Genomic DNA, 16,870 nt, shown 5'->3' on the forward strand with positions numbered 1-16,870 from the left:
ATCAGCTCATGGCGGGGAGCAGATTACTCCGCCGCCTTCTTCGCCTCGCCGGGCCGGCGGGTCGCGCCGGCCGCCGCCAGGGCGCGCTGGCGGGCCTGCTCCATGGGATACAGGCGGTTCATCATCAGGCGCTGCGCCGGCAGGCCGCCGCCGGCCTGCAGGGCGACCACGAACTGCCAGCCGCCGTAAGCATCGGCGGTGAGGTCGCGGATCATGTTGTAGACGCGCATGCGCGTCTCCACGTCCACGGTCTTTCTGGTCGCCAGATACTTCAGGATGTACTTGCCGGATTCCGGATTGCGCAGGTCCGATTCCAGCGGCAGCGTCAGCACCAGACCGCCAGAGAGATCGTGCAGATACTTCACCGTCTGGTGGAAGTTGGCCGCATAGTAATATTTGGCGGCGTTGATGCCGAGGGTGTTCGGATGCACCATGCCCGAAGGCGTGGTCTCGTAGTGGCGCAGCGAATAGTCGAGCGACATGCGCAGCATCTCGGCATAGGTGATCAGCTCGGCGATCGAGTTCTGGGCGATGGCGTCGCTTTCCTTGCCCTGCATCTCGGTGACGAGCTGGGCGAGGCCGACGAACAGCTCCGACATGCGCACCGCCTCAATGACGCCTCCGGTGCGCTCCCACAGGCCCAGCGACTGGGCTAGCTTGCTGGCCAGTTGCACCTCGCCGGCGAGGAACACGCGCTCCCACGGCACGAAGACGTCGTCGAAGATCACCATGCCTTCCGGCATCGAATGGTGCGACGAGGCGGGATAGTCGAAGGCGTTCAGTTCAGCCGGCGCGAACGAGCGGTTGATGATCTTGACGCCGGGGGTGTTGACCGGGATCGAGAACGACACCGCATAATCGGTTTCATCCTGGCGCATGCCCTTGGTCGGCATCACCACCAGTTCGTGGATGCACGAGGCGGCGGTGATGTGCAGCTTGGCGCCGCGCACCACGATGCCGTCCTTGCGGCGCTCGACGATGCGGACATACATGTCCGGGTCGTCCTGCTCATGGGCCCGGCGCTTGCGGTCGCCCTTGGGGTCGGTGATCACCTCGGCGCCGCGCAGATCGTTGTCGCGGCAATATCTGTAAATGCGCTCGATATTGTCGGCGTACATCGGATTGACGGCGCGGATGTCGTCAACGCACTGCAACAGCGCCATGAACACGCCGGACACCGCCGTGCCGATGGAGGTGTGCATCAGCATCTCGACGCGGGTCTGCAAATCCTCCGCCGTGCGCGGGACCTGGAAGATGCGGTGCGCCTCGGAGCCGTCCTCCGTGGTGTAGCGGCGCAGATGGCCAAGATCCGGATCGTCATATTCATAGTCGTGGGCGATCAGCGCCAGCGGCACGCGGAAGCGGTCGCTCTTCGTGATGTCCGGGATATTCTTGCCATCCCAGAAGGTGACGCGGCCGTCACGCAGGGATTCGTAGTATTGTTCCGGGGTTTTCAGGGCCATTTTGACTCTCCGTAAGCGTTTCCAGGTTATCGCGCCGCGCCTGAACCAGGCGCTGGTCAATGGCGCCGGTCAGGCCGGCGTCTGCAACTGTTTGCGCAGCAGGGGTTTGTTGATCTTGTTGGCCCCGCTCAGCGGCAGTGGTTCTGTGCGCAGATCGACCGAGCGCGGGCATTTGTAACGGGCGATGCGGGCGCGGCAGTGGGCGATCACCGCCTCCTCCGTCAGGTCGGCGCCAGGCGCCATGGCGATGACGGCGTGCACCTGCTCGCCCCAGCGCTCGTGCGGCATGCCGATCACCGCGCATTGGGACACGCCGGGGATGGCGTAGATCACGTCCTCCACCTCGGACGAATAGACGTTCTCGCCGCCGGTGATGATCATGTCCTTCAGGCGGTCGACCAGATAGACGAAGCCCGCGTCGTCCATGTAGCCAAGGTCGCCGGTGTGCAGCCAACCATTGCGCACCGTGCGCGCCGTCAGCTCCGGCTCTTGCCAGTAGCCCTTCATGATGGTCGGCCCGCGCACGACGATCTCGCCCATCTCACCTGGCGGCAGGGGCGCGCCATGGGGATCGAACACGGCGACATCGAGCCCGGTCAGCGCCCGGCCGCAGGACTTCACCCGCCCCTCGTGGCGGTGTGTCGAGACATAGCGCGACGGCAGCGCGGTGCAGGAGGCCGTCGCCTCTGTCATGCCATAGCAATGGATGAAGCGGGCCGATGGCATCAGCGCCAGCGCCTCGTTCAGCAGCGCCTCCGGCATGGGCGATGCGCCATAAAGCAGGGTGTTGAGGCTGGTCAGATCGTGGCGGCGGCTGGCCGGATCGTCCAGCAACATCCGCAGCATGGTCGGCACCAGCGAGGTGACGGTCACGCCATGGGCGCCGATGGCCTCAGCCACGGCGGCTGGCTCGAATTTCGGCAGCAGCACGATGCGCCCGCCAGCAACCATCGCCGGAATGCAGATGCCAGCGGCGCCGACGTGGAACAGCGGACCGGAGATCAGCGCCGTCGATTCCTCATCAAGACGGATTGCCGCCGCATAGGTCACGGCGCTGAACAGGATATTGGCGTGGGTGTGCATCACCCCCTTGGGCGCGCCGGTGCTGCCGCTGGTGTAGAACAGCGCCGCCACATCGTCGCCGCCGCGCCCGCGATCCTCCGCCGGCTCCGCCGCCGCCAGCAACGCCTCATAGGCGCGCATGCCGGGCGGCGTTGGCCCATCGCCGGCGTGGATGACACAGCGCACGCCGGCAGCGGCGGCCAGCTCCGCGCCGGCGCCCGCCCAGACATCGTCCACCAGCAGGATATCGGCGCCGGCGTGCGCGATAATGGCGGTCAGCTCCGGCAGGGCGAGACGAAAGTTCAGAGGGGTGAATACGCCGCCGCCCCAGGGAACGCCGAAGTAAAACTCCAGATAACGGTGGCTGTTGTTGGCCAGCATGCAGACCCGGTCGCCATCCTGCATGCCGAGGGCCCGCAAGGCCCCGGCAAGACGGGTCGCCCGTTCGGCGAAAGCGCGCCACGTCAGGCTGACGTCGCCATCGACCACGGCAATCTCGCGGCCACGCAGGCGCACGCAGCGCTGCAACGCCTGCGACAGCCGCAGGCCCGCCGCCACGCCGCCATGGGGCGCTGCGGGCGCGAGCCAGCCAGCCAGATCTGCCTCCGACAGATTTGCCTGCGACAGATTTGCCTGCGGAAAATCTGCCTGGGCGAGCCCGGCGGCATCCGCCTGCCGCGCATCGATGGTCGCCGGCGCCTCCGCCCTCATGCCTCTTCCCCGTTCATGGCTTTCCTCCACTCCCCCGGTTTTCTCCATTCCCCGGCGCCTGACCTCCGCCCGGGGGAAACAGCAGGCCGGCGGACGGTTGGCCGTCCTTGTCCGGCGTCATGGCGCGGATCGCGCTCAGCCGCAGGCGACCCGCAACGTCGCCGGCGCGGCCAGATCGCGCGCGTCGGGGTGATGACTGGCCCGATGGCTGGCGCGCATGTGGGCAAACTCCACCACCTGCTCGCCGATCATGCGGAACTGCCGGTCAGCGGCCGGGTCAACGCACTGCCCGTCGGCGTCGAACACCGGGGTCACGGCGCTGAAGGCGGCGGCCATGGGCGTCGGCCAGCCGCGCAGGGCGTGGACGATGCTGCGCATGGCGGAAAGCGTCGTGCCCATGGCCTGGGCGCCGTAGGCGCTGACGATGCAGCCGACGGCCCGTCCGTCGAGATAAGGCGCCGCGTCTTCGCGCAAATCCTCAATGTAATCGAGGGCGTTCTTGAGCAGGCCGGAGATCGAGCCGTGATAACCGGGCGAAGCGAGAATGACGCCGTCGGCGCGCCGCAGCGCCTCGATGTAGCGGGTGACGGCCCCGGTGCGGCTGTCATCTTCGGCGCCATACATGGGCAGGTTCAGATCGGCGCCGGTGAAGATCGCCGTTTCGGCGCCGGCGGCGCGCGCATGACGCAGCGCGGCGCGCAGGGCCAGCTCCGATGACGAATTCTGGCGGGTTGTTCCGCCGACGCCGACAATCAGTGGACGGCTCATGTGTTTCCTCCGTTTGCCGGCGGAGCAAAACCCGTGGTTTCGCCCCTGCTGTTCCATCGCGCCCGAGCCTGGAAGCGGCGAGCGCCCCGCCGGATAGCGCCCGGCGCGAACGACAGCCGCGCCAGCTGGCGCACGCCCTGGGTCCGGCGGGCATTCCCCCTGCCCGGAACCTGATGTACATCAGAATAAGATAAGTTATGTTATTGTCAATTGCGTCGCGTCGCCAATCCCGTGCATGGATGTTATGAGGCGGACGCAGAACGGAAAGGATCCCAGACCGATGACCGACGCCTTGCCGCCGAAAGCCAGACCATCCCGGTCCCGGGCTGCCGACGAACAGGACGCGCGCGACGCCGGCGGACGCGGGAGGTCCGACAGGCGCCTGACCCGGGAGGACTGGATCAGCGCCGGCCAGGACATTCTGCGCGAAGGCGGCATCTCATCCGTGAAGCTGGCGCCCCTCACCCGCAAGCTCGGCGTTTCGACCGGCAGTTTCTATCATCACTTCGGCGACTTCGAAGAATATCTGGGCGAGCTGGCCGCCAGTTACAGCATGGGCCGGGTGCGCGGCGTGCTCGACCGGACCTCGTTCGACGACCCCGACCCGGAAACGCGGGTGCGCGAGCTGGCGCGGCGCAGCGTCGTCGAGGGCACCTTCGACCTCGACCACGCCATGCGCATCTGGGCCACCATGGACCCGCGCGCCGCCACCACCGTGCGCGAGGCAGAGGCCCAGGTGCTGGCCTTTCTGACTGACGCCTTCCGCGATCTGGGCTTCGACGCGGCGCAGGCCGAACTGCGCTCCCGCATCCTGATGGCGGTGAACGTCGCCCATTTGCAGCTGTTCGACAACGGCGGCCGCCGCCGCTTCTTCAAGGACGCCTTCGACCTGCTCTCGCGGCCTGACGGCGCCGGCAAGGGCTGACCTCCGGGGCGCCTCCGCCCAGCCCTGCGTCATGGCCGGACCTCTGCCATGGCCGGACCTGCGCCGGCCCATCATGCACGCCTGCGCAAAAAGTCGATGCCCGCGACGGGCGCGGGCATGACGCGGTGGGGATGAGTGGGGATGCGCCCACGCGCAAAACGGCGGCTCCGGCCCACGGCAACCGGAGCACCCGCCGCCGGGACGTCCGGAGACAGCGGTGCGCGAGGTCCGGCCCGGCCCTATTCCACCGCGTCCCAACTGGCGCCGTTGAACCGTTGCAGGCGCATGTGCGTGACCACCGCGTAATCGTCCGGCGTGGTGTTGATCAGGCTGCCTGGCAACAGCACCGGGATGCGCACATTCTTCAGGTTGGCGGCCTGCTTCAGGATATTCTCCCGGCTCAGATCGTCGCCGGCCTGGCGCAGCACCTGCTCCAGGGTCTGGGCGTAGGCGTAGCCGACAATATTGAGCGTGTCGGTCGGGTCGGCCCCTGGCAGGTATTTGTCGAACCAGGCCCGCCATTCCTTCACCGCCGCGTCGTCTTTCCACGCCGGATCGGTGGCTTCCTTGATGAAGCCGGCGGTCATCACGCCCGTCGAGGCTTCAATGCCGGCCGGCTTGAAGGTGGAGCCGATATAGGCAGAACCGAGCGTCAGATAGATCTGCGGCTTCCAGCCCATTTCATGGATTTTGCGGATGGCCTGGGCCGCCTGGCGCGAATAGGCGAACAGGAACACCGCATCGACGCCCGCCTCTTTCAGATTGATGATCTGCGAGTCGATGGTGGGGTCCGTCGCCTGGAAGCTCTGGGCTGTCGCGATCTGGCCGGCCTTCCCGCCAAGTCCGGAACGCAGCCCGGCCAGCAGTTCCTTGCCGAAATCATCATTCTGGTAAAGCACGCCGATTTTGGCCTGCGGCGTGCGCCTGGCCGTTTGCTGGCCAAAGAAAACGCCCTCGCGATACAGGGCCGGCTGCCAGGCCATGGTCCAGGGGAAATGCTTCGGGTCGTTGAACGCCTGCGAACCGCCGGCAACAAACAATTGCGGGACTTTCTTGCCGTTGAGATACGCGCGGATCGCCAGATTGTTGGCGGTGCCCAGCGTGCCAAAAATCAGGGCGACGTCGTCGCCTTCCACCAGCTTGCGGACCCCCTCCAGCGCCTTGGGCGCGCTGTAGCCATCGTCCTGCGACAGGAAGCGGATCTTGCGGCCATTGATGCCGCCGCGATCGTTGAGATAGCGGAAATAGGCCGCCTCGGCCTTGCCCAACTGGCCATAGGCGGAGGCCGGCCCGCTATAGGGCATGGTCTGACCGATGCGGATTTCGTCCGCGCTGACGCCTGGCCCGGCGTAACGGTCGGCCGCATGGGCGCAGGACAGCGCGCCCGCAAGGCCCGCCGCCAGCGCCGCCGCCATCAGGCCAGCGGCGGGGCGGGAAGCGGCGACCCGGCGCAGGGTTGTTCGCACGATTTTCTGGAGCATGACGCGCTCTCCAAATTGGCGAGGCTGCAATTGAGAAGATTGCAATTGAAAGAATGCCCCGGGCGTGGCCCCCGCCTGCGCGTGGCTACCCAGGCATGGCCAGGCAGGGCGGCGGGCATCAAGGCGCCGCCGCCTGCCGCTCGCCACCGTCGTTCAACCGGCCTGCTTGCAGGCGCCTTCGGACAGGGGCCGGAAAGCTTTTTCCGGCGGCACCACGCCGGCGATGGTGACGTAGTCCCACGGCCCCTTCGATTCCGACGGCTTGCGCACGTGGCACAGGTACATGCGGTTCATCAGCCGGCCGTTCGGGGCGATGCGCGCCGGCCCGAACAGCGGTTCGGCGACGGGCGTCTCCTTCATCTTCGCCACGACGGCGGCGCCATTCTTGCGCGCCACCTCAGGCCCCACGGCGGCGGCGGCGCGCAGGTAATGCAAGGACGCCGAATAGGCCCCGGCGATATTCTGGGACGGGCGCAGATCCTTGACGAAGGGCAGCAGGCGCTGGGTGAAGGCGCGGGTGGCGTCGTCGCGGTCCCAATAGAAGCCGTTGGCGTAATAGATGCCCTGCGCATCCTTCAGGCCCATGGAGTGCACCTGCGGCACATCCATCAGCATGGCGGTGAGGATGGAGCCGTTGCTGGTGACGTTGAATTCATTGGCCTGCTTGATGCAGTTCACCAGGTCGTCGCCGGCGTTGGCGAAACAGATCACTTTCGCCCCACTCTGCTGCGCCTGCAGCAGATAGCTGGAGAAATCGCCGGAGCCGGGGAACGGATGGCGCACCACGCCGAGCACCTTGCCGCCGCGCTTCTCGATGATCTGCGAGGCGTCGCGCACCACCGAGGCGCCCATGGCGTAGTCTGCGGCGATGAAGAACCAGGTATCCAGCTTCTTGTCCATGATGGCGTTGGCCACGGTGCTGGCCATGCCATAGCTGTCATAGGTCCAGTGCACGTGGTTCGGGCCGCAGAACTTGCCGGTGAGGTCTTCGGTGGCGGTGCCGGTGAACAGGCCGACCCGGTTGCGGTCGCGGGCCAGTTCGGTGATGCCGAGCGCCAGGGCCGACATGGGAATGTCGGCGATGGCGTGCACGTCGCCGGTGTCGAACCAGTTGCGGGCGACGGCGAGGCCAATGTCCGGCTTGAGCTGGAAATCCGCCTGCACCACCTCCACCGGGATATCCGGCTTCTCCTTGTGAAAGTCCTCCACGGCGAGGCGGACGGCGGTGACGGCGCTGATGCCGGAGAGATTGGAATAAGGACCGTTCATGTCGGCGAGCACGCCGATGCGCAACGGGCTGTCTCCAGCGGCGCGAACAATGGCGGGCGCCGCCAGCGACATGGCGGCGCCCATGGTGAAGGCGCGACGCGATAGGCGAGTCATGTTTCCCCCTCCCTGCGGATGCAGCAGGCGTTTCCATCCCTGAGTGTCGCCCGGTTCCAGGCTAACAATAACATAACTTATCTTATTTCATTTTTTCTAGCAGGCCCTTCACGGGGACCGCAAGCGGAATCAGGCGACCGGCAAAAAAATCGCCTGACCGGACATGACCTGATCGAAAACCACCGGCGTAAATCCGCCGGCGGGGCCTGCAATGCCAGAGCCCGATGCGCATGACGCACGGGCCTCAGGCCAGCGCCGTGCGGCGGCCAGGCATTACTGGGCGGGATGCGCAGACAGCCGGAAACAGCGCCGGCTGGAGCCGGTTCCCCTGCTTTGGGGCAAGCCGGATCGGCCGGATGACCCGCCGGTCGCCAAACGCCGCTTGCCCCATGCTCGCGCCCCTTGTCCTATGCCCGTTGCCCTACGCCCTGCGGCGGCTGGCGCCGGGGACTGGCGTGGCGCAGGCGGCGGCGATGCGGGCGTCGATTTGCTCCAGCGCCCGGGTCAGGCCCTCCAGGGCGTCCTCATCCATGTCGGCCAGCATCTCGTCTTCAACGGAAGCCAGGATGGTTTCGATACGCCGCAGGACAGCGCGGCCGGCCGGCGTCAGATACAGCCGGTTGGCGCGACGGTCGCCCCGGTCCTGCCGGCGCTCCACCAGATCCTGGGCCACCAGAATATCCAGCAGCCGCACCAGCGTCGAACCGCCGACGCCGACAGCCGCCGCCAGTTCCTTCTGCGCGACGCCCTCGCCACAGCGGGCGATCTGCGCCAGCGGCGCGAGGGTGGCGTCAGTCAGCCCAAGCTCCTTCAGGCTGGCGTCGATGGCGGCGCGCCAGCGCCGGGCGAGGCCAACGAACAGGGCCCCGAAGCGGGCCCGGGCATGTGGTCGCGCATCAGCGCGCTGCATGTTGGAGACCGTCACAGCGAGCGCGTCAGCAATGACCAGGTGGCGTCCAGCGCCACCACGGCGCCGCCGATCACCCTGGACCTCAGCGACGGCTGCTCCAGCTTCGCCGCAGCCGCCACGACGCTGTCCGGCGCCGGCTGCCGCTCCACCGGCCGCTGCGGCGGCAACGGCGCCATCGCCAGCCTGCGGGTATGGGGCGCAACCGCTTTCGCCGTGCGGACCGCGCGCCGGCTGGTCGGCTGGGCCGGCGCCGGTCCAGCGTCGGCAACCATGGCGCGCGCCGGAACCAGTTGCGGTCCATCCACCGCCAGCATCACCGGCACGGCGGCGAACTGGTCGCCCGCCGCCGGCGCCAGCGTCGCCCGCTGGATGAAGTTGACGTCGGCGACGCTGGTTTCCACCAGCCGGTCGATGACCTTGCCGCTGGCCGCCAGGCGCGGCGGCTCCACCGGATGCTGTCCGGTTCTGGACGGCCCGGACAGGGAGGCCAGGGCGATGCTCATCACCGACACCGTCCCGTTGATGACGGCGCGGCGGCAGAGCCGGGTAAGAATGGGCGTTGGCATGACCATGGCGTTCCAGCAAATTCCGCCGGAACATTGGCCCGGCGCCTGGACCAAAACCCGGCGCCAATGTTGCTGAATGTTTCCGCAACATGGAAAATTGTAACCAGCGCCGCCGCCGCGCCTGGTCAGGCGGCGGCTCCCGCCGCCGGCAAAGTGATCCGCGCCAGCAACCCTTTTGGCTGATTGTCATGCAGGGTGAGTTCGCCGCCATGGGCGGCGACGATCGACTGGGCGATCGACAGGCCAAGCCCAAATCCTTCAGCGTCGCCCTGCCCCCTGGCCGCGTCGCCGCGCGTAAAAGGCTTCAGCAGCCGCTGCCGGTCCCCGGGGGCGATGCCGGGGCCATCATCGGCCACGTCAATCACCAGCTTCGCCCCGTCCTGGCGCAGGCGGATGGCGACGGCTTCGCCATAGCGGACAGCGTTCTCGACCAGATTGACGACCGCCCGCTCCAGTTGCCGGGCATGCCCCTGAACCACCCCCTGGCGCGGACCTTCATAACCCACGTCCCGGCCCATATCGTCAAAGGCATCGGCAATGGTTTGCAGCAGGCTGGACAGGTCAACCGGCGTCGCCGGCTCCTTCTGGTCGCCGTCGCGCAGGAAAAACAGCGCCCCCTGCACCATCGCATCCATCTGCGACAGATCGCGGGCGAACTGCGCCTTCACCCCCGGCTCCTCGATGAACTCCGCCCGCAGGCGCAGGCGGGTGATCGGCGTGCGCAGGTCGTGGCTGACGGCGGCCAGCATCTGCGTGCGGTCGGCGAACATGGAATGGATGCGGTCGCGCATGCGGTTGAGCGCCCGCACCGCGGCGCGGATCTCCGCCGGCCCTTCCTCGGGCAGCGGGGCCGGATCACGGTCGACGGAGAACTCCTCCGCCACCTTCGCGAACCTGGCCAGCGGCGCGGTGATGCCGCGCGACGCCCAGATGGTCAGCACGCCAATGTTGACCGTGACCAGCGCCAGCGTCCCCACCACGAAAAGCGGCACTGGCGTTGGCGGGGGCCCGCCAGGCAACCCATTCGCCAGCACGACCTGGAGAACCTGCCCATCTGGCAAGGCGACCATCAGCGCTCCCGGAAGACCGCCTGAAGCTTTGCCCGCATCGTCGCCAGGTTTTTGACCAGGATTATTGCCCGAACCTGCGCCAGCGCCGGCGGGGGTCCATATGCGAAACCCCGGCCCAAGCCGCTGCCCCAGACCCTGTACAACCGGATGCGCCTCCTTCTCCATGGCCTTATTCTCTGCGGCATTCTCTGCGGCCGCCGGCGCCTTGCCCGACGCGAGCATGAAGCGGAAGGAAGGCTCCGCGACATTGGCCGCATCCAGAATTTGCGGCCGGAGCCCGGCGGGCGCGGCGGCGGACAACCGGAGGACGGCGGCGACCGGAGCCAGCTCCGGGGGGCCGCGATGCGGGCGCGGCGCCAGGAGGAACAGCGCCCCGGCCATCAGCACTTGCAGCAACACCACCGCGCCAATCACCAGAATGGCGATCTGGCTGGCGATGCGTGAGGGCAGCCAGAGACGCGGCGTCATCGGCGTTCAACGGCCGGCGTGAACAGATAACCGCTGGAGCGAATGGTGCGGATGATGTCCGGGTCGCGCGGATCGCGCTCGATCTTCTGTCGCAGCCGGCTGACCAGCACGTCGATGCTGCGCCCGAAGGGCGCCGCAACGCGCCCCTGGGTCAGATCGAGCAGCGTATCGCGGGACAGCACCCGCCCGGCGTGCTCGCACAACGCCCGCAGCAGTTCAAATTCGGCGCCGGTGACGGCGATGCGCACGCCCTCCGGGTTGCTGAGCTTGCGCGCCGCCGCATCGAGCGTCCAGCCCAGGAACGAGAAGGCGCTCACCTCCTCCACGATGGCCTGGGGGTTGTCGCGGCGGCGCAGCACGGCGCGGACGCGGGCCAGCAACTCGCGCGGATTGAACGGTTTGGCCAGGTAGTCGTCGGCGCCCATTTCCAGCCCGATGATCCGGTCCACATCCTCGCCCCGCGCGGTCAGCATGATGATCGGCACGCTTGATGACTGGCGCAGCCGGCGGCAGATGGCGAGGCCATCCTCGCCCGGCAGGTTGAGGTCGAGAATGACCAGATCGACCCGATCGGCGCGCAGCAGACGGTCCATCTGCCGGCCGTCCGCCGCCGTGGCGCAACGCATGTCGTTCTGCGTCAGATAGCGGGCGACGAGCGCGCTGATCTCGCGATCGTCCTCGACAATCAGGATAAGGGGGGAAACTTGCATCAGACGCCCCAGAGAACCGGCTATCGCCGGGTATACCAGCCAATGTGGCCACAAACCGCCGCAACCCGCGCGGACGGGGGTTCACGACAGCCGTCCCGGAAGGCTATCAGGCAATGCAACCCAGGCAACAATCAATCGAGTGAGATGCCCAGCCCATGAAACCGCCCGTCTGGCGTCAAAACAGCGCCGCCTATCCGCACGTTTTTATCCTGCAGACCCGTTATCGCGATGAGGACCGCCTCGGCCATGTGAACAACATCGCCGTCGCCGCTTATTATGACGAAGCCCGCTCGCGCTTCACCGGCGACGTGGTGCGCGCCGCTTCAGCGGAACGGGTGCGCATCGTCACCGCCGACAGCCGGGTCACTTATCTGGCTGAAGTCTTTCACGGCGCGGACGTGGAAATTCGCAGCGGCGTCCTGCGCATCGGCTCGGCCTCCTGGGACATCGGCCAGGCCATGTTCCAGAAGGGCAAATGCGTCGGCGTATGCCAGACCACCCTGGTCCAGGCCACGGCCGAAGGCGCGCAGCCGCTGGGTGACGCCATCCGCGCCGCCCTGACGCGCATGCTGGTGACGGAACCGGCTGACGCCTGAGGCGCGCGGGCGCCGGATCCGGCGCCCACCGCTACGTCCCACCGTTACCTGTGGCAACCCACCAGGGCGTGCTTTCGCGGCTGGCTGAAACGGGTCCGGCCGTGACGGAGGGAAATGAAGACGGGCGGTGATACACCGCCCGGGGGCCACACCGCCCGGGGGCCACACCGCCCGGGGGCCGGCGCGCGCACGGGCGGACCGGCTTTCCGGGCAGGGAATGCGGGCAAGAGCTGCGAACAGGGTCTACGGGCCATGTCCATGGGCCTCGCCCGCGACAGCAGGCGCAAACCGGTCAGTCCTTCGGTTCGAGCCGGCTGCTTTTCTTGCTGAGGAAAGCGTCGAGGCCCGCGGCGACTTCCGGGCCGCTCTGGACGATGCCAGCCATCAGGCTTTCAGCGAACAGGCCGTCGGTGGTCGACATGTCGTTGATGCGGCCGATGGCCGTGACCATGGCGTAATTCGACAGCGGCGCGTGTTTCGCCGCGGCTTCGGCGATGGCGATGGCCCGCTCGAGGCCGGCGCCCGGCGCGACGATTTCGTGGCACAGGCCGAGGTCGAGCCCGCGCGCCGCGTCATAGGTCCGCGCCGCCAGCATCATGTCGACCATCCGGCCAGGGCCAATGATGCGCCCCACCCGCACGGTGGCGCCGCCGCCGGTGAAGATGGCGCGCTGCCCTTCCGGCAGGGCGAAGAAGGTCGACGGCTCCGCGACCCGGGTATGACAGGCGGCGGCGAGTTCCAGGCCGCCGCCCACCACCGCGCCGCGCAGCGCCGCGATGACCGGCAGACCGCCGTACTGGATCTGGTCGAAGGCCCAGTGCCATTTCTGGCACATGCGCATGAACTGGGCCGGAGTGCGGCGCAGGCGGGCGTGCTCGTCCAGGTCCAGGCCGGCGCAGAAATGATCGCCCTCGGAATTGAGCACGACAACGCGCGCCTCTGGCGGCGGATCGGCGAAGAAGCGGCCGATCTCCATGACGGTGTCCTCGTCAATGGCATTGCGGCGCTCTGGCCGCGCCAGGGTCAGGATCGCCACGGCGTCCCGCATCTCCAGTTTCAATGAGCGGAAGGTTGTCATGTCCGGGTCCCGTCTGGCTGACGCCGCATGAGAGCGCTGTCTGATCAGGCGGAGCCGCTTGATCGGAAAGAATTCGCTCAAAGCAAAGGCTCTGGCGGCGCGTTATTGCATCTGCGGCCACATTGATGCTGAATGAACCGCAGGAAAATAACGGGAACAGCCAAAAACATGACAGATATGGCCAACCCGTCCGGCGATCCGGTCTCGCTGTCCCATGAGCTGGTTCAGGACTGGTTCGCGGCGCTGGAGCGGATCGCCGGCAGGGAGCAGCTGGCGCATTTCCTGGAGGCGGCGGGCGTGGCGCCGGCCATGCTGGCGCGGCCTGGCGCGCGGATTGCCGGCGAGCAGATCATTGCCTTCTACCAGATCGCCGCCGTCGCGACTGGCGACGAGATGATGGGGCTGTGGTCACGACCGATCCGCTCAGGCTCGCTCAAGCTGATCTGCCGCTCGCTCATCGGCGCGCCATCCATGGCCACGGCGCTGAACCGGCTTGCCCAGGTGTGGAGCCTGCTACTCGATGACTACCAGCTGGTTTTCACCGATGACGGCGGCGAGGGCGTCATGACCGTGGCGCCGCGCGCCGCGGATGCGCCGCTCAACCGCTTCGGCCAGGCGCTGATGCTCAAGCTGGCGCACGGCGTCGCTTCCTGGCTCGCTGGCCAGGAGGTTCCCCTCGCCGGGCTGCGGCTCGCCTTCCCGCGCCCGTCCTTCGCCGCCGATTACGCCATGATGTTTCCGCGCCAGCCGGAGTTCGGCGGTGGGCCAAGCGCCATCGCCTTCACGGCGCGGACGCTGGCGCAGCCGATCCTGCGCAAGGAGGCGGAGGTTCAGGCATTCCTGGAGCGGGCGCCGCGCGACTGGCTGTTCACCACCTCCATGACCCATCTGCTGGCGTTGCGGGTGCGCCATTTCCTTTACGCCGGCCCGCACGGCTTTCAGGCCGGTCTGGCGGAAACGGCGGCGCATCTGGCCCTGTCCCGCCGCAGCCTCGCCCGGCGGCTGGCGGCCGAGGGCGCCTCGTTCCAGCAGATCAAGGACCGGCTGCGGCGGGATACGGCCATGCGCCGGCTGGCCCAGGGGCGCGAGAAGATCGACGCCCTGGCGCTGGAGCTTGGCTTCACGGCCGCGCCGGTGTTCCATCGCTCCTTCCGGAGCTGGACTGGGATGACGCCAGCGCAATACCGCCGCATGGCGCAAGCATCGCGCGGAGCGCGAGCATCTGTTGGAGAGATGTCGCGCGGAGCGCGAGCTTCTGGTGGGGAGGCATCGCGCGAAGCGCGAGCACCTGTCGGGGAAGCATCGCGCGGAGCGCGGGTTTCTGGTGGGAAGATGTCGCGCGGAGCGCGGGCGCCTGCCGGGGAGATATCGCGCGAAGCGGGCGGATCGGCCGGAGAAGCGCCTGGCGACGCGTAGCCCCCTTCGCCGCAAACAGCCCGGCGCCTTACTTAATCCGGCCGGCGCGCCTATATTGACGGGTGACATTATCGGGCCACCGCAGGCGCGCGACAGCGCCGGCATCGCTGGCGAGCGGATATGCCTGTGCTGCCGCCGCATGCGGGCCCTCATGACGATTTGGCGCGACCCACCCCATGGAACTGCGCATCTGCGGCGTGCTAGTCTGGAATGATGTCAAAGCGACCGGCGGCGGGTCACGCGGCGGCTTGATGCGGGCGACAGCCTGGCCTCATGCGATCCAAAGGGTTTACTCAGCCGCGATGACCGTGCTCTGGTTCAGAGCGACATGGAAGTGAAAGACAACCGCCCAATGCCAGCCTATCGTTCGAGAACAACCACACATGGCCGCAACATGGCCGGGGCCCGCGGCCTCTGGCGCGCCACCGGCGTGAAGGACGGCGACTTCGGCAAACCGATCATCGCCGTGGTCAATTCCTTCACCCAGTTCGTCCCCGGTCACGTGCACCTGAAGGACCTCGGCCAGCTCGTGGCGCGCGAGATCGAGGCGGCGGGCGGCATCGCCAAGGAATTCAACACCATCGCCGTGGATGACGGCATCGCCATGGGCCACGATGGCATGCTTTATTCGCTGCCGTCGCGCGAGATCATCGCCGACAGCGTCGAGTACATGGTCAACGCCCATTGCGCCGACGCCATGGTCTGCATCTCCAATTGCGACAAGATCACCCCCGGCATGCTCAACGCCGCCATGCGGCTGAATATCCCGGCGGTGTTCGTTTCCGGCGGCCCGATGGAGGCCGGCAAGGTGGTGTTGCACGGCAAGACGCAGGCGCTCGACCTGGTCGACGCCATGGTCGCCGCCGCTGACGAAAACGTCTCCGATGAGGATGTGCAGGTCATCGAGCGTTCGGCCTGCCCGACCTGCGGCTCGTGCTCCGGCATGTTCACCGCCAACTCGATGAACTGCCTGACGGAGGCGCTCGGCCTGTCGCTGCCTGGCAACGGCTCGGTGCTCGCCACCCACGCCGACCGCAAGCGCCTGTTCATCGAAGCCGGCCACCTGATCGTTGACCTCGCCCGCCGCTATTACGAGCAGGACGACGCCTCGGTGCTGCCCCGCAACATCGCCAACAAGCGGGCGTTTGAAAACGCCATGACGCTGGACATCGCCATGGGCGGCTCCACCAACACGGTGTTGCACATCCTGGCGGCGGCGCATGAAGGCGACGTCGACTTCACCATGGACGACATCGACGCCTTGTCGCGCAAGGCGCCGTGCCTGTCGAAGGTCGCTCCCGCCAAACAAGACGTGCATATGGAAGACGTGCACCGCGCTGGCGGCATCATGGCCATTCTGGGCCAGCTCGAAGCGGGCGGCCTGATCCATCGCGACACGCCCACCGTGCATACGGCGACCCTGGGCGAGGCCATCGACCGCTGGGCGATTGATCGCACCGACAGCGAGAGCGTGCGCGAATTCTTCCGCGCGGCGCCGGGCGGCATCCCGACCCAGACAGCCTTCAGCCAGGCGGCGCGCTGGGACGAGCTCGATCTGGACCGCGAGAACGGCGTTATCCGCTCGGTCGCGCACCCGTTCTCGAAGGATGGCGGCCTGGCCGTGCTGAAGGGCAACATTGCGCTGGATGGTTGCATCGTCAAAACCGCCGGCGTGGACGAGTCGATCCTGAAATTCTCTGGCCCTGCAGTGGTCTATGAGAGCCAGGACGACGCGGTGAAGGCCATTCTCGCCAAGCAGGTGAAGGCCGGCGACGTGGTGGTGATCCGCTATGAAGGCCCCAAGGGCGGTCCGGGCATGCAGGAAATGCTGTACCCGACCAGCTATCTGAAGTCGCGCGGCCTCGGCAAAGCCTGCGCGCTGATTACCGATGGGCGCTTTTCGGGCGGCACCTCGGGCCTGTCCATCGGCCACGCCTCGCCGGAAGCCGCCCAGGGCGGCGCCATCGGCCTGGTGCGCGACGGCGACATCATCGAGATCGATATCCCGAACCGCACCATCAATCTCGCCGTGCCCGAAGCCGAACTGGCCGCGCGCCGCGCCGAACAGGACCGGCTGGGCTGGAAGCCGGCCGCGCCGCGCCCGCGCAACGTCACCACGGCGCTGAAGGCGTACGCCGCCTTCGCATCGTCAGCCGACAGGGGCGCCGTCCGCGTCCTGCCGGAATAAGACGCGCCGCCGCGACCTCCACCGGACGTCGCGGCGGCTCCTATCGCTCCCCATGCGCCGATGGACCCATTCGGC

Annotated in this window: 14 protein-coding genes; 4 read left to right on the top strand and 10 right to left on the bottom strand. The window is 67.5% G+C overall.

Features of this window, described 5'->3' with window-relative positions:
* Positions 1-23: 23 nt before the first annotated feature.
* From ACERNI_RS11100 to ACERNI_RS11110, 3 genes are all read right to left on the bottom strand, one after another.
* On the bottom strand, positions 24-1,463 hold the full coding sequence (locus ACERNI_RS11100; RefSeq protein WP_448833360.1) for a 4-hydroxyphenylacetate 3-hydroxylase N-terminal domain-containing protein: 1,440 nt from the start codon (positions 1,461-1,463) through the stop codon (positions 24-26).
* Between the two features lie 69 nt (positions 1,464-1,532).
* A complete protein-coding gene (locus ACERNI_RS11105) occupies positions 1,533-3,236 on the bottom strand; it encodes a long-chain-fatty-acid--CoA ligase (protein WP_448833361.1) in 1,704 nt (567 codons plus the stop codon).
* Between the two features lie 135 nt (positions 3,237-3,371).
* The gene (locus ACERNI_RS11110) at positions 3,372-4,004 is read right to left on the bottom strand and encodes an NADPH-dependent FMN reductase (protein ID WP_448833362.1); all 633 of its coding nucleotides are present in this window, start codon (positions 4,002-4,004) and stop codon (positions 3,372-3,374) included.
* A gap of 280 nt (positions 4,005-4,284) precedes the next feature.
* Here ACERNI_RS11110 and ACERNI_RS11115 point away from each other — a divergent pair, with 280 nt between their 5' ends.
* Complete coding sequence (locus tag ACERNI_RS11115; protein WP_448833363.1) at positions 4,285-4,929, top strand: TetR/AcrR family transcriptional regulator; 645 nt, start codon at positions 4,285-4,287, stop codon at positions 4,927-4,929.
* A gap of 239 nt (positions 4,930-5,168) precedes the next feature.
* Here ACERNI_RS11115 and ACERNI_RS11120 read toward each other — a convergent pair whose 3' ends face one another.
* The 6 genes from ACERNI_RS11120 to ACERNI_RS11145 form a co-directional block, all read right to left on the bottom strand.
* On the bottom strand, positions 5,169-6,410 hold the full coding sequence (locus ACERNI_RS11120) for an ABC transporter substrate-binding protein (protein ID WP_448833364.1): 1,242 nt from the start codon (positions 6,408-6,410) through the stop codon (positions 5,169-5,171).
* A gap of 153 nt (positions 6,411-6,563) precedes the next feature.
* The gene (locus ACERNI_RS11125; RefSeq protein WP_448833365.1) at positions 6,564-7,793 is read right to left on the bottom strand and encodes an ABC transporter substrate-binding protein; all 1,230 of its coding nucleotides are present in this window, start codon (positions 7,791-7,793) and stop codon (positions 6,564-6,566) included.
* A gap of 421 nt (positions 7,794-8,214) precedes the next feature.
* Positions 8,215-8,703 carry a MarR family winged helix-turn-helix transcriptional regulator gene (locus tag ACERNI_RS11130; RefSeq protein WP_448833366.1) on the bottom strand — a complete coding sequence of 163 codons (489 nt, stop codon included), beginning with the start codon at positions 8,701-8,703 and terminating at the stop codon, positions 8,215-8,217.
* An 11-nt stretch (positions 8,704-8,714) separates the two neighbouring features.
* The gene (locus ACERNI_RS11135) at positions 8,715-9,269 is read right to left on the bottom strand and encodes a hypothetical protein (RefSeq protein ID WP_448833367.1); all 555 of its coding nucleotides are present in this window, start codon (positions 9,267-9,269) and stop codon (positions 8,715-8,717) included.
* 125 nt (positions 9,270-9,394) lie between these two features.
* Positions 9,395-10,807 carry an ATP-binding protein gene (locus tag ACERNI_RS11140; protein ID WP_448833368.1) on the bottom strand — a complete coding sequence of 471 codons (1,413 nt, stop codon included), beginning with the start codon at positions 10,805-10,807 and terminating at the stop codon, positions 9,395-9,397.
* Positions 10,804-11,517 (bottom strand): response regulator, encoded by a 714-nt coding sequence (locus tag ACERNI_RS11145; protein WP_448833369.1) that lies wholly within the window; start codon positions 11,515-11,517, stop codon positions 10,804-10,806. The genes ACERNI_RS11140 and ACERNI_RS11145 overlap by 4 nt, the downstream gene beginning before the upstream one ends.
* A gap of 155 nt (positions 11,518-11,672) precedes the next feature.
* Between ACERNI_RS11145 and ACERNI_RS11150 the strand changes: the two genes are divergently transcribed.
* Complete coding sequence (locus ACERNI_RS11150; RefSeq protein WP_448833370.1) at positions 11,673-12,113, top strand: acyl-CoA thioesterase; 441 nt, start codon at positions 11,673-11,675, stop codon at positions 12,111-12,113.
* Between the two features lie 292 nt (positions 12,114-12,405).
* On the opposite strand, the gene ACERNI_RS11155 is transcribed toward ACERNI_RS11150, so the two are convergent.
* On the bottom strand, positions 12,406-13,191 hold the full coding sequence (locus ACERNI_RS11155; protein ID WP_448833371.1) for a crotonase/enoyl-CoA hydratase family protein: 786 nt from the start codon (positions 13,189-13,191) through the stop codon (positions 12,406-12,408).
* 168 nt (positions 13,192-13,359) lie between these two features.
* On the opposite strand from ACERNI_RS11155, the gene ACERNI_RS11160 reads away from it, so the two are divergent.
* Both ACERNI_RS11160 and ilvD read left to right on the top strand, forming a co-directional pair.
* A complete protein-coding gene (locus tag ACERNI_RS11160) occupies positions 13,360-14,607 on the top strand; it encodes an AraC family transcriptional regulator ligand-binding domain-containing protein (RefSeq protein ID WP_448833372.1) in 1,248 nt (415 codons plus the stop codon).
* Between the two features lie 352 nt (positions 14,608-14,959).
* The gene (gene ilvD, locus ACERNI_RS11165; RefSeq protein WP_448833373.1) at positions 14,960-16,795 is read left to right on the top strand and encodes a dihydroxy-acid dehydratase; all 1,836 of its coding nucleotides are present in this window, start codon (positions 14,960-14,962) and stop codon (positions 16,793-16,795) included.
* The last annotated feature ends 75 nt before the right edge of the window (positions 16,796-16,870 follow it).

This window comes from Camelimonas sp. ID_303_24 (assembly GCF_053543495.1).

Coding starts and splice junctions, on each gene's coding strand:
- ACERNI_RS11100 (WP_448833360.1), bottom strand. CDS start 1,463: ATGGCCCTGAAAACCCCGGAACAATACTACGAATCCCTGCGTGACGGC.
- ACERNI_RS11105 (WP_448833361.1), bottom strand. CDS start 3,236: ATGAGGGCGGAGGCGCCGGCGACCATCGATGCGCGGCAGGCGGATGCC.
- ACERNI_RS11110 (WP_448833362.1), bottom strand. CDS start 4,004: ATGAGCCGTCCACTGATTGTCGGCGTCGGCGGAACAACCCGCCAGAAT.
- ACERNI_RS11115 (WP_448833363.1), top strand. CDS start 4,285: ATGACCGACGCCTTGCCGCCGAAAGCCAGACCATCCCGGTCCCGGGCT.
- ACERNI_RS11120 (WP_448833364.1), bottom strand. CDS start 6,410: ATGCTCCAGAAAATCGTGCGAACAACCCTGCGCCGGGTCGCCGCTTCC.
- ACERNI_RS11125 (WP_448833365.1), bottom strand. CDS start 7,793: ATGACTCGCCTATCGCGTCGCGCCTTCACCATGGGCGCCGCCATGTCG.
- ACERNI_RS11130 (WP_448833366.1), bottom strand. CDS start 8,703: ATGCAGCGCGCTGATGCGCGACCACATGCCCGGGCCCGCTTCGGGGCC.
- ACERNI_RS11135 (WP_448833367.1), bottom strand. CDS start 9,269: ATGCCAACGCCCATTCTTACCCGGCTCTGCCGCCGCGCCGTCATCAAC.
- ACERNI_RS11140 (WP_448833368.1), bottom strand. CDS start 10,807: ATGACGCCGCGTCTCTGGCTGCCCTCACGCATCGCCAGCCAGATCGCC.
- ACERNI_RS11145 (WP_448833369.1), bottom strand. CDS start 11,517: ATGCAAGTTTCCCCCCTTATCCTGATTGTCGAGGACGATCGCGAGATC.
- ACERNI_RS11150 (WP_448833370.1), top strand. CDS start 11,673: ATGAAACCGCCCGTCTGGCGTCAAAACAGCGCCGCCTATCCGCACGTT.
- ACERNI_RS11155 (WP_448833371.1), bottom strand. CDS start 13,191: ATGACAACCTTCCGCTCATTGAAACTGGAGATGCGGGACGCCGTGGCG.
- ACERNI_RS11160 (WP_448833372.1), top strand. CDS start 13,360: ATGACAGATATGGCCAACCCGTCCGGCGATCCGGTCTCGCTGTCCCAT.
- ilvD (WP_448833373.1), top strand. CDS start 14,960: ATGCCAGCCTATCGTTCGAGAACAACCACACATGGCCGCAACATGGCC.